At 43.1% G+C, this 12,570-nt stretch carries 10 protein-coding genes and 4 pseudogenes; 9 read left to right on the top strand and 5 right to left on the bottom strand.

From position 1 onward, the window contains the following. Positions 1 to 2 precede the first annotated feature (2 nt). From JCM19055_RS22850 to JCM19055_RS05135, 6 genes and pseudogenes are all read left to right on the top strand, one after another. Entirely contained in the window at positions 3 to 1,691 is a 1,689-nt protein-coding gene (locus JCM19055_RS22850) for a TRAP transporter fused permease subunit (protein WP_052365957.1), read from the top strand. Further along, positions 1,585 to 2,187 carry a TRAP transporter large permease subunit gene (locus JCM19055_RS28585; protein WP_265181832.1) on the top strand — a complete coding sequence of 201 codons (603 nt, stop codon included), beginning with the start codon at positions 1,585 to 1,587 and terminating at the stop codon, positions 2,185 to 2,187. Before JCM19055_RS22850 ends, JCM19055_RS28585 begins: the two co-directional genes overlap by 107 nt. 189 nt (positions 2,188 to 2,376) lie before the next feature. Then, positions 2,377 to 3,855, top strand: coding sequence for an amidase family protein (locus JCM19055_RS05150; RefSeq protein ID WP_042358837.1), 1,479 nt, complete (start codon positions 2,377 to 2,379; stop codon positions 3,853 to 3,855). A 16-nt stretch (positions 3,856 to 3,871) separates the two neighbouring features. Further along, positions 3,872 to 4,378, top strand: coding sequence for an NUDIX hydrolase (locus tag JCM19055_RS05145; RefSeq protein ID WP_052365956.1), 507 nt, complete (start codon positions 3,872 to 3,874; stop codon positions 4,376 to 4,378). A 1-nt stretch (position 4,379) separates the two neighbouring features. Beyond that, the gene (locus JCM19055_RS05140) at positions 4,380 to 4,625 is read left to right on the top strand and encodes a hypothetical protein (protein WP_042358836.1); all 246 of its coding nucleotides are present in this window, start codon (positions 4,380 to 4,382) and stop codon (positions 4,623 to 4,625) included. A gap of 34 nt (positions 4,626 to 4,659) precedes the next feature. After that, positions 4,660 to 5,483, top strand: a pseudogene (locus JCM19055_RS05135) (aldo/keto reductase). A 43-nt stretch (positions 5,484 to 5,526) separates the two neighbouring features. Here the strand turns inward: JCM19055_RS05135 and JCM19055_RS27110 are convergent. Beyond that, the gene (locus JCM19055_RS27110) at positions 5,527 to 5,700 is read right to left on the bottom strand and encodes a hypothetical protein (protein WP_193745061.1); all 174 of its coding nucleotides are present in this window, start codon (positions 5,698 to 5,700) and stop codon (positions 5,527 to 5,529) included. Between the two features lie 45 nt (positions 5,701 to 5,745). Further along, complete coding sequence (locus tag JCM19055_RS05130) at positions 5,746 to 6,915, bottom strand: pyridoxal phosphate-dependent aminotransferase (protein ID WP_042358835.1); 1,170 nt, start codon at positions 6,913 to 6,915, stop codon at positions 5,746 to 5,748. Positions 6,916 to 7,189: 274 nt separating this feature from the next. Between JCM19055_RS05130 and JCM19055_RS05125 the strand changes: the two are divergent. From JCM19055_RS05125 to JCM19055_RS05115, 3 genes and pseudogenes are all read left to right on the top strand, one after another. Then, a pseudogene (locus tag JCM19055_RS05125) lies at positions 7,190 to 9,082 on the top strand (cbb3-type cytochrome c oxidase subunit I). After that, positions 9,066 to 9,690, top strand: a pseudogene (locus JCM19055_RS05120) (cytochrome (ubi)quinol oxidase subunit III). The pseudogenes JCM19055_RS05125 and JCM19055_RS05120 overlap by 17 nt, the downstream one beginning before the upstream one ends. Positions 9,691 to 9,695: 5 nt before the next feature. Then, positions 9,696 to 10,040, top strand: coding sequence for a cytochrome C oxidase subunit IV family protein (locus tag JCM19055_RS05115; RefSeq protein WP_042358834.1), 345 nt, complete (start codon positions 9,696 to 9,698; stop codon positions 10,038 to 10,040). Between the two features lie 45 nt (positions 10,041 to 10,085). Here JCM19055_RS05115 and JCM19055_RS05110 read toward each other — a convergent pair. From JCM19055_RS05110 to JCM19055_RS05105, 3 genes and pseudogenes are all read right to left on the bottom strand, one after another. Next, positions 10,086 to 11,112: pseudogene (locus tag JCM19055_RS05110) on the bottom strand (amidohydrolase family protein). Beyond that, positions 11,085 to 11,324, bottom strand: a complete 240-nt coding sequence (locus JCM19055_RS31310) for a hypothetical protein (RefSeq protein ID WP_370543007.1) — start codon at positions 11,322 to 11,324, stop codon at positions 11,085 to 11,087. The pseudogene JCM19055_RS05110 and the gene JCM19055_RS31310 overlap by 28 nt, the downstream one beginning before the upstream one ends. Positions 11,325 to 11,333: 9 nt before the next feature. Further along, on the bottom strand, positions 11,334 to 12,500 hold the full coding sequence (locus tag JCM19055_RS05105) for a hypothetical protein (RefSeq protein WP_042358833.1): 1,167 nt from the start codon (positions 12,498 to 12,500) through the stop codon (positions 11,334 to 11,336). Between the last annotated feature and the right edge of the window lie 70 nt (positions 12,501 to 12,570).

Genomic DNA, 12,570 nt, shown 5'->3' with positions numbered 1-12,570 from the left:
CCATGTCAGATTTGGATAAGAAAAAATTCAAAGGCGCTGTCGATGCGACAGAGGTCGAAATCCCCGCAGACCTTCCAGATACAGAAGAGGTCGAAGGAAGTGATCGGAAAGTCTTCGGCTGGAAAGCATTACTAATCTTAGTAATATGTGTTGGGATGGCCGCGTATCATCTTTATACTGCAGGGTTTGGTCTAATTGTAGGAACAAGGCAACATTTGTTTATTCACTTGATTTTAGGGTTAGTTCTCGTATACTTAATTTTCCCGCGGAAAAAAGGGTTAAGTCAGCAAACCATCGTATGGTATGACTTCTTATTAGCAGGTGTTGCGCTCGTTGTTGGTCTGTTTGTTATGTACAGTCAGACATCACCAGCAATTCTTTCAGGTCGTATGGATATGATTCATATGATCGCGGGCGTCATCATGATTCTATTAATTATTGAGGCAACTCGACGAGTTGTCGGTAAACCATTACTTATTATTGCGCTCTGTTTTATAGCATATTATTTCTTTGGAAACCTTTTACCGCCGCCATTCTCACATAGCCGTGCAAACTTTGATACGTTTATTTATGAAATGATGTACACGAGTACAGGGATTCTCGGTACACCACTTTCAGTATCAGCGAACTACGTCTTTATCTTCGTTATGTTTGGTGCAATTTTAGAAGCAACGGGTGCAGGTAAGATGTTTATTGATCTTGCCCTTCGTATGGTTGGTCACTATCGTGGTGGACCAGCGAAAGCTGCCGTTGTTGGTTCTGGTTTTATGGGATCGATCTCAGGTAGTTCCGTAGCCAATGCAGTAACGACAGGAACGTTTACGATTCCTTTAATGAAGAAAGTAGGATTTAAACCGCAAGTTGCCGGAGGGATTGAGGTTGCATCGTCCTCGAGTGGACAGCTTTTACCACCAGTTATGGGTGCAGCCGCATTTTTAATGATCGAGTATACACCGTATAGTTATGCTCAGATTATGGTCTCAGCCTTAATCCCGGCCGTATTAACGTATATTGCCATTCTTTGGATGGTCCACATTGAATCTGTAAAAAATGACATTAGAGGTTTAGATAAGTCAACGCTTGTTCCTGCCAAGAGAAGTTTATTGCAACAAGGTTACTTAATTATTCCAATTCTAGCACTCGTATATTTTGTGCTCGTTGGAAATACAGTCTTTAACGCGGCATTCTTCTCAATTGTTATGTTACTGACCGTTGCGGTGTTCGCCCACCGCTTACGTGAGCGCTTTGGTGCAGGGTTATTAATTGCAGCCGTTCTCGCTGGAATCTCTTACCTTATGCACGTATTACTAGGATGGCACATTGAGATCTCAATAATGATCGCAATTGGAATTTTTGTATGTATCTTCTTCGTATTGTTCCAAAAGCGATACAAAATTGAATCTGCACCTGTTAAATTCGGTGTGCGTGAGCTCGTCGTAAGTTTTGAAATGTCAGCTCGTAAGTCACTTACCGTTGTAACAGCGTGTGCGACAGCAGGAATTTTAATCGGGGTTATTAACCTTACAGGTTTGTCTGGTAAACTACCTACAATCATTGTTGGTTTTGCAGGGGACAACCTATTGCTTGCATTATTTTTTTACATTTATCGCCTGTTTAATTGTTGGTCTCGGTTTACCAACAACTGCAACCTATGTCATCTTAGCCGCCATGGTTGCGCCGGCACTGATTGAAATGAACGTGCCAATTATGGCAGCGCACTTATTCGTACTCTATTACGGTGTTCTTGCCGATGACACACCACCTGTTAACTTGCCGGCATATGCGATCTCAGGAATTGCAAAAGCCGATCCAATTATTACAGGGGTACAAGGTTTCAAATACGATACAGGTGCTTTGCTCCTGCCGTTTATCTTTGCAACAAACACAATTATTCTATTGCTTCCAGAGAACGCAGGTCTTTATGCATGGTATGAAATCGTATGGGCGATCTTTACCGCGCTTATCGGTATTCTAGTATTCGTAACGGTTATTCAACGTTATCTATTTACGAATTACCGTTGGTATGAGTGGATCATTGCGTTAACATCGTCACTTGTCTTTATTCACGTTTCAGTTTATACAGACTTACTTGGAATTGGATTGTTTGTCCTCTTAATTGTCATCAATAAGATGAGAAAGAAACGACAAGATCAACAAGCTGATCCAGGTCAGGTAGTCACGGCATAATTATAAGAACTCTACTTGAATTTATTTCGAGTAGAGTTCTTATTTTTTATGACTGAAGGTGAGACAGAGGATAACGTAAATCAATTGGCGAATTGTGTAGTAACTTTAGAACGACAAAAGTGAAAGATTCCCCATGTACGCTTTCGGGTAGAGAATAACAAGTTAAGATTCGGTTGGGAGGGGCGAAGAATGGAGCAAGAGTATAGGCAAATGGATGCCATTGCATTGAGTGAAAAGCTAAAAAGCCGTGATTGGAGTGCTAAGGAAGTTGTGGAAGCAAGTATTGCGAGCGCCAAACAACAGAACCGCGAACTAAATGCGATTGTTCATGAACGTTATGACAAAGTGATAGCGGAAGCGGAGTATACGAGACGAGACACTCGTTTTGCCGGAGTGCCGTTACTGCTCAAGAATCTTTCACATATGCTAGAGGGAGAAGTCATTGATGCAGGATCGACGTTATTGAGAAAACGTGTCGCACAGCGAAACAGTCATTACGTTAACCGTTTGAGAAACGCAGGATTTTTATTTACTGGCTTTACGAACTCTCCTGAGCTTGGTATTAAGAATATTACTGAACCTACGATTCATGGGCCGACACGGAATCCTTGGAATAAGGAATATTCACCCGGTGGGTCTAGTGGTGGTGCGGCAGCAGCGGTGGCTTCTGGGATTGTTCCAATCGCAGCGGCAAGTGATGGCGGTGGTTCGATACGAATTCCCGCATCTTGGACAGGGCTCGTTGGGCTAAAGCCAACGAGAGGGAGAATGCCTGTTGGTCCTGGTGTAGGAAGACAATGGCAAGGAGCGGCCATTGACTTTGTAGTGAGCCGCTCAGTGAGAGACAGTGCAGCGGTTCTAGACGAATTGCAAACATTTCAACTAGAAACGGCGTTTCAAATCCCGTTATTTGAAGGTCGATATTTAGAAGATTTTAAGAATCCATTAGGGAAGTTAAAGGTTGCCTGGAGTGATCAATCCCCTGTCGGTACGGAGGTAAGTGAGAGTGCAAAGGAAGCTGTTAGACAAGTGGCTTACTGGCTTGAACGGGAAGGTCATTATGTAGAGAACTGTTCACCAGGGATTGATGGCACGAACTTGATGGAAAGTTATTATGTGATGAATAGTGGTGAAATGGCGAATGTCCTGGATTCGCTTGAGAAGACGACGGGCATTACGATCACTGAAGAAGATTGTGAATTGGAGACGTGGATGCTAGCAACTGCAGGCAGACAAATAGGTGCGAATCATTTTTCAAAAAGCATCGCTAGTTGGGATGATGCGCTCGTTCGAATGGTTCGTTTTCATGAAACGTATGATTTGTATCTAACTCCTGCAACAGCAGATCACGCACCTAAGATTGGAGAGTTGACCCCTTCAACGAAGGACAAGGAAAAATGGATCGAGCGCTTAAATGAGTCGGACCCACTACAACAACAAGCCCTCATTTACGAGATGTTTCTTCCGAGCTTAACGTATTCACCATTTACGCAACTGTCTAACATGACAGGTCAACCTGCCATTTCACTTCCGGTCTATCAGTGTAAGAACGGTTTGCCAATCGGCGTACAAGCAATGGCACAAAAGGGTAATGAAGCGTTGTTGTTACGGTTAGGAAATGCGCTTGAAGATAGTTATTTATGGCAAGGGGGTTTACGAGACGAATAACGAAGGGTGAAGAGCGATGAATGACCACATTAACATCATAAAAGCACCAACAATGATGCAGTTTCCAATCCGAGCTGGCAAAGTACATGTCTCAGAAGAAACGCAACGTAAGATCGAACAACATTGGCAAGAAATTAATAAAGACACTACATTTTTTCGAGGAACATTGTATCGGATGAATGATATAAAGCTAACGGCAGACGAGTTAACGATTGGGATGAAGGAAACAGATTATGCACATCATTTATATGCTAAAAACAATCGTTTATCTAAAGAAGAAGCGTGTCCAATCCTTGCACCTGTTGCGTTTGTCGTTTCATCAGACGGTTACCTTCTCTTTGGAAGAATGGGAGGTCAAACGGCGAAGCCGGGTGTTATTCAGTGTGCAGGTGGTGGGATTGATCAAGAAGATGTGTCGTTAAACGAGATTGATGTGGTCAGTAACGTTATACGAGAAGTAGAAGAGGAACTAGGGATTCATGTAAAAGACGACTGTGAGGTTAAAGCATTTTTTTGCAGATAAATTGGTATTCCCAGATCGTAAGGGATGGCTTGCAATAGTTTTTCAGCTTCATTCGACGTACACGAAAGATCAGCTCGTTAAACGGGTGAACAGGCACAATGAACAGTTAAGGAATAAAGGAGAGGTTCCAGAGTTCGAAGAAGTGATTACGGTAGAAAATACTTCAGCGAACATTCGGCAATTTCTTCAAGAGCATCATAAGGAACTCATTCGTTATTTAAGACCACTTCTCTACAATATGCTATAATTTTGGCGTATTAGAATGAGAGGGAGTGAATGAGATGTACGAAGTAACATTAAACAATGGCGTTAAGATGCCTCAATTAGGCTTTGGGGTTTGGAAAGTTGAGAATGATAAAGTAATTCCTGCGGTCGAGCGCGCATTAGAAGCGGGCTATCGTTCACTCGATACAGCGAAAGTTTATGGAAACGAAGCGGGTGTAGGGGAAGCGATCAGAAATTCAGGAATTAAGCGTGAAGAATTGTTTATCACGACGAAAGTTTGGAATAGTGATCACGGATATAACGAGACGTTACAAGCTTTTGAAGCCAGTCTTGAGCGGCTCGGGCTTGACTATGTAGATCTGTATTTGGTTCATTGGCCGACGCCACAGTTTGATGATTACGTCGAAACCTATCGCGCCCTTGAGCATCTTTATAAAGAAGGCAAAGTAAAAGCAATCGGCGTCTGTAACTTTGAAATTGATCATTTACAACGTCTTCTCGATGAATGCGAAGTTGTTCCTGCTTTAAACCAAGTCGAGTGCCATCCGTACTTGCAGCAAGAAGAGTTGCGAGCGTTTTGCGATCAACATAACATTTATGTGGAAGCATGGAGCCTTTAAACCAAGGGGGAGATAGCTTACAAGACGCTGCAATCGTGCAAATTGCGGAAGATGTAAGTCGTACTCCAGCTCAAGTAATTCTCCGTTGGCATTTACAACAGAATCGCATCGTCATCCCTAAGTCGGTTACACCAGCGAGAATCATTGAAAATTTACATGTGTTTGATTTTGAGCTAAGTGATGATCAAATGAAGAGCATTCATGAATTAAATCGTAATGAGCGCCAAGGTTTTGCTCCAAATGATATGAATAAGCGATAAAAAAAGAAGACCATTCGTATAAAAACGGATGGTCTTCTTATGATTATAACTTCCGGATATAACGAATGAGGTGAACGACCCCGACGCCATTAATGACAAAACTCGCCCCAACGATCATTGCCCATAACCATAAAGAGAAGTGGACGATGAATGTTAGAAATAACAAAACGAGTCCGATGAATACAAAAATCATTCCGTTTCTTAGTTGTGGATCCATACTTGACCTCCGCGCTAGACGATTGCACGTTATTATACCATGTCTTTATCCGACATACGCGACTAAACGTTTAGCAGCTTCTAGTAAGTCTTCTTCAGATGTCGCGTAAGACAATCGTAAATACCCTTCACCTGCGCTTCCAAATGCAGTTCCTGGAACGCAAGCGACACCCGTTTCATCTAACAAACGAAGCGCAAAGTCGCGTATGTTCGAGTCATTGTGCTGAACGTGAACAAATAAGTAAATCGCGCCTGTTGCTTCCATGACCGTAAGGTTCGTCGCTTTTTCTAACGCAGATTGTAGTAGCACTCGTCGTCGTTGGAACGACTCTTTCATCTCAGTGACTGCCCGTTCACCATCTTTTAGAAGCGTAAGGGCAGCTTGCTGGGCAAACCCAGGAGTACAGGCGGTATTAAATTGGTGGACTCTAAAAATTGCCGGATAATAGGCGGTTGGAGCGTGCAAATAACCGACACGCCAGCCTGTCATCGCATAGGCTTTCGAGAAACCGTTGATCGTAATCGTTCGTTCTGCCATGCCAGGAAAACTGGCTATACTGTAATGTGGTGTTTCATCTGCGATGATTTTCTCGTACATTTCATCGGATATGACAATAAGGTTATGTTTTGTTGCTAAGTTTGCAAGTTCCTGCAATTCTTCCTTTGAGAGAACGACGCCTGTCGGGTTATGTGGTGTGTTGACGACAAGAATTTTCGTGTTCGGTGTAATCGACGCTTCTATTTGTTCAATAGGTGAAATGAATTTTCCGTTTTCACTTTCCATTGGAATGTGTACCGGTGTTGCACCAGCCAGATGAGCGGCAGAGTCATAGTTCGGCCAAGCTGGGCTCGGGATCATGACTTCGTCTCCAGGATTCAAAAGGGCAAGGAACGTATCCAATAGCGCTTCGCTTCCTCCGTTTGTGACGATGATTTCTTCAGCTTTGGCGGGAATGCCATTTCCATTTGATAATTTGCTTGCAAGAGCTTCTCGTAACGCTTGGATTCCGGTGTTTGGGGTGTAGTGGGTGTCGCCTGCTTTAATGGCTTCAAACGCAGCAGCTTGTGCGATGGCTGGTGTATCAAAATCAGGCTCTCCTAATGTGAGGCGGAACACATCATGGCCAGCATTTGCCCGTTCAGCAGCTTTCGCAGAGATTTCTCTGATCTTCGAAAATTCAACGTTCGTCATCCGTTTTGCACTTGACGGTAACATAAATTTGCCCCCTTTTTCATCATCATAGCATGAATATGCAACTCGTACGTATAAAATCCGGTGGACGTTCTCATACTAGTATTGTCTTGACTTAAAACATCAAGGCACCACAAGGATTAGTCCTTTATTGGGATGATTTTCTCTAACTGGATGACCCCTTTCAATGATTGCGCGCATTGGAAGGGGTTATTTATTTTTGTCTAAAAAGAACGATGCATAATGCCGATGTCTCGGGGCAAACTGTTCAGAGAATTGTTTGAAGGGGGCTGTAATTATGGTCAGAGAGGCTGCACATACGCTTAAGAAAAGTCTTTTATGGGACTTGCTTACGACTGTGGATCATAAAAAAAATTGCGATTTTATACTTAATAGCCGGTACGTTATTCTTTGGAAAAGCGGGGCTTATGGCAATTTTAATTCGTATTCAACTTATGATTCCTGAAAATACGTTTGTAACCGGACAAACGTACAACGAATTGTTGTCGATGCATGGTACGATCATGCTTTTCTTGGCAGCAACACCGTTGCTTTTTGCTTTCATGAATTACTTCATTCCATTGCAAATTGGAGCGAGAGACGTTGCTTTTCCTTTTTTTTAAATGCGTTAGGGTTTTGGTTTTTCTTCTTCGGCGGTATATTGCTGAGTTTATCGTGGTTCTTTGGGGGAGCGCCAGATGCAGGATGGACGGCGTACGTACCATTATCGAGTCGAGATTATGCTGGTATTGGGCTCGATTTCTACGTTCTCGGTCTACAAATCTCGGGATTTGGAACCTTAATTTCAGGGATTAACTTTATTGTAACGATGATTACTATGCGTGCCCCTGGGATGACCTTGCTTAGAATGCCGTTGTTTTGTTGGACGTCGTTTATTACATCAATGCTAATCGTTTTTGGGTTCACCCCACTTGCAGCAGGGTTAGCGTTACTCATGCTTGACCGAATGTTTGATGGACAGTTCTTCTTAGCAGCAGCAGGAGGGAATGCGGTCATCTGGCCACACATTTTCTGGATTTTCGGTCACCCAGAAGTATACATTCTTGTATTGCCGGCATTCGGAATGATTTCAGAAATTATCCCTGTATTTTCGAAGAAGCGTTTATTCGGTTATACAGCGATGGTATTTGCCACGATTGTCATCGGGTTTTTAGGATTCATGGTGTGGGTTCACCACATGTTTACGCTAAATCTCGGTCCAATTACGAATTCAATCTTTGCCATTTTAACGATGTTAATTGGTGTACCGACAGGGATTAAGATCTTTAACTGGCTATTCACGATGTGGGGTGGAAAGCTTCGTTTTACAACAGCGATGCTCTGTGCTTCTTCGTTCGTACCGACATTCGTATTAGGCGGGGTAACTGGGATCATGCTCGCCATGTCACCGGTGACGCATTTGTACCACGATACGTACTTTGTCGTTGCCCATTTTCATTACATTATTCTCGGTGGGATTGTGCTCGGTCTCCTCGGTGCGACGTATTATTGGTACCCGAAAATGTTTGGGCACTGTTTAAACGAGACACTCGGTAAATGGATGTTTTGGATCTTTTACATTGGGTTCCATTTAACATTCTTTATTCAACATATTCTTGGTCTAATTGGTATGCCGCGTCGGGTGAACGTCTATCTTGCTGACCAAGGTTGGGATGGAATGAACTTGATTTCATCGATTGGTGCATTTATGCAAGGGGTTGCGATCATCTTGTTATTAATTAATGTCATCTACTCAGCGAAGAAAAGACCGAATCATCCTGTTGATGACCCTTGGGATGGCCGTGCACTGGAGTGGGCGACACACACACCTGTGCCGGAGTATAACTTTGCACAAGTTCCTCAAGTAAGGTCTCTAGATCCTTTATTTTATGAAAAGATCCACGGAGATGGAAAAATGAAACCAACAGAACCACTTGGTGATATTCACATGCCGAACGGTTCATTCTTACCATTTATGATTGCACTTGGCTCTTTTATCGCAGGTTTCGGGCTAATCATGAAACATATGGATGCTTGGATTAATCCGTATATCGTAGTTGTGCTTGGCTTGCTCGTGATGTTCGGATCAATGGCTGTTCGCTCATGGAAAGAAGATCACGGTTATCACATTACAAAAGAAAACGTTGAGGCTATGGAACGGGAGGCGTTAGCAGATGAGCGAAACCGTTGATGTTTCGAAAGGTTTGCCAGCTCATCCCGAGCGGGCAACATTAGAAGGAAAAAAATAAATTCGTAGGCTTTTGGGTGTTCCTATCTGGTGAAGTGACGATGTTTGCCACGTTTTTTTGGAACGTACCTCGGGCTTCGTAACGGTACGGCTGGTGGACCTGAAGCGGCTGATCTATTCCATATGCCACTCGTATTTATTATGACAATGATCTTACTTACGAGTTCATTAACGAGTGTCATTGCAATTACGGCGATGAAGAAGAATCAGTTTAAGAAAATGAAGCTGTGGATGTGGATCACTTTTTTTTCCTCGGTGTTGCCTTCCTTGGCTTTGAGATTTATGAGTTCGTGGAGTATGTTCATTATGGGCTAGGCTTTTCAACGAGTGCATTTGCTAGCTCATTCTATTCACTCGTCGGTTTGCACGGTGCACACGTCGTGTTTGGCCTAGGGTGGGTGCTGTTGTTGCTCATTCGTTATAACCGTGCTGGGATTACGCTCACGAACGCTCCGAAGTTCTATATGTTTAGCTTGTACTGGCACTTTATTGACGTTGTCTGGGTATTCATTTTCACAGTCGTTTATCTCATGGGTATTGGAGGAGGTTGACGAATATGGCCGACCACTTATCAGAGCCATTTGAGAAAAGCGCAATGACAAACGAAGAGAAAGTAAAAACAGAACGAGAGATGCGCATTCAATTTATCGCCTTTGCGTTTATGATTGCATTAACGTTTCTCGCTTTTATTGCAGTCGGTGCAGAAGTTGCACCTCCAGGCTTTGTCATTTCGTTTATTATCTTCTTGGCGTTCATTCAATTGTTTTTACAGTTGTACTATTTCATGCACTTAAAAGACAAAGATCATGGTTGGGCGAATACGTTTATGGTTTCGGCGCTCGTATTATCGATCCCGACGATTGTCGCTTTGATCTTAATTATTGGTGTTGTGAAGTATTAAAAGAAAAGGAGAAGCTATCGAATTAGCTTCTCCTTTCACTACGTATTAAGATGTCTGCTTAACAATTTTCCCGTCTTTCATAATGAATGGGATGTTTTGTTCATCTTCAAGAACGTGGATGCGCTCTAGCGGGTTTTCGTTAACGAGAATTAAATCAGCGACTTTACCCGGTTCAACGGTACCGATTTCATCACCTAAGCCCATGCATTCAGCGGCTGTTTTTGTTGTTGCGACAATGGACTCCATCGGACTCATACCGATGTCGCACATTAGGCCTAATTCACGAAGGTTAATGCCGTGAGGGAATACGCCGGCATCTGTACCCATTGCGATTTTCACGCCTGCTTCATAAGCTTTTTGAATGCTTTCTTTATGGGTTTCGATGACTTGTTTCGACTTTTCGATAGCAAATGGTGCCATCGTGTTGGAGTGTTCAGCTGCTTCAAGCACGGCTACTGGCGCGAGTAATGTAGGCACGAGATACGTTCCATTTTCAAGCATCAGTTCAATGACTTCGTCATCAATGAAAATGCCGTGTTCAATTGAATGAATGCCTGCACGAATGGCGTTTTTTTATTCCTTCTGCACCTTGTGCATGGGCCATAACTTTAATGCCATTTCTAAATGTTGCTTCTTCGACCATTACAGCGAGTTCTTCTTGAGAAAACTGCGTAAATTCAGGGTGGTCGGTCGGGCTTGATACCCCGCCTGTTGCATGGACTTTAATGACATCTGCACCGGCGCGAAGCATTTGACGTACGACTTTACGTACTTCTTCTTTGCCATCGCATAATCCGCTTGGCATACCTGGATAGTGAGGGAACGTCGTATCGACACCAGACACGTTCCAATTGTCGCCATGTCCACCTGTAATCGTTAGAGGATTAATGCTCACTTGCATTCTTGGTCCTTCAATGAGTCCTTGATCAATGGCGCGTTTCATCCCAACATCAGCAAAACCAGCGTCGCGGACGGTCGTAATTCCCGTATGTAATGTCTTTTTCAAGTAACCGACGCTTTCGTAAAAACGAAAGGAGAACGGTGTTAATAGCGTATCTTGGACGTTACGCATTTGCATGGCCATATGAACGTGAGTGTCAATGAGCCTGGAAGTAAATAATTCCCTTCACCATCTATGACCTCAAATGAGGGATCCAATGTAGTATTGCTTGAGGTGATTTGTTCAATTTTTCCGTCTTTAACAATCACGGTTTGATTTTCTTTCGCTTGTGAACCTGTCCCGTCAATAACTGTGACGTTTTGAATGGCATAGTTTGTCATCATTAAACCCTCCTAAGATAATGTTCCAATTAAGATACTCGCGATTGCAATCGATCCGACGGTTACAGATGTGAATCCACCGATCAACATAGGTGCTACAAGTTCGTCCATGATTCGCTTACGTTCCACTTCGTCACGACCTGTACTTCTTGCGACTTCTTCGACAATCAAATAGTCACCTGGAAAACCGTAAAGTGCGGTAAGAACAACAGGGATTGCTTTTGTTGGTTTCCATTTGAAGATTTTTGCTCCGATTAAACCTCCTAGAACAAGTCCCGTAATACCGATGAACATAATTGCTAGTGCAGGAGCGATCGAGGCAACAATCTCATTCCAAGTCACCCCAACGAGGGAAGCAAGGACGACGAAAAATAGTGCAACCATGGTAATTCCTGAGCTATTTGCTTGCTCTAACGCTTTTTCTGGGAATACACGTAAAGCCGTTCCAGTCACACCAATGACAAGCGCGAACAAACTGGCATTAATTCCAGTTAATTGGTCAAGGAATACTGCTAAGGCTCCACCGCAGAAAAGAATGAATAAGATGATAAAGTTACTTTCTAAGTAGCGCTCAGGAATGAGTAGTTTCTTTGCTTGTTTCTTTTGATCTGTGGCTGCAGCAAGCTTCGCGTAATGGTGATTGTCGGTATCGGTACGAATGCTTTTTGCATAACGACTAAGTAGAATCGATGTTAATGGCATTCCGATGAAGTTCTGTAAAGCGAAGATCGTAACCGGGATGGCAACAAGCGTTGTCAAACCGGCAGCGCGTAATCCTTCTGCAGTAATTAAGTAGGCAATGATTCCGCCTGTAATCGGACCAGTTCCTGCAACTGCGGTCTCGTAGTTGAACAGAAGAGTGACGATCGTTAATACTGAAACGACTGAAATAAGTAAACCGATTCCAGTAATAATGACGGCTTGATATTGCTTTTTCATCACAGAGAGAGGAATCATCGTTCCTAAGTGAACGATTAAAATAGGGACGAGCATACTTCCGAAGGCAACAAACGTCGTTGCTTCAATGAATTCAGGCGGAAGTACTTCGGCTTGAAGTAAAATGAATACGACCCCGATGACGACGAGTAATGTCGGAATTTTTGCTCTTGATTTGATAGAGAGAACTTCTCCTAGAGCAACAAGGGCAAGGAAAAATACAGCTAAGTAAATAGGTTCCATAATACGCTCTCTTTCTTTTCTCGATTGTGAATCGGAGTTGTAGTTGTGAATGTCTAGTCTTCGTTGCTTT

This window comes from Geomicrobium sp. JCM 19055 (assembly GCF_000698185.1).
GTDB lineage: Bacteria > Bacillota > Bacilli > Bacillales > Marinococcaceae > Geomicrobium_A > Geomicrobium_A sediminis.
The sequence above is the reverse complement of the archived record's forward strand: the minus strand, read 5'-3'. Positions and strand labels throughout refer to the sequence as shown.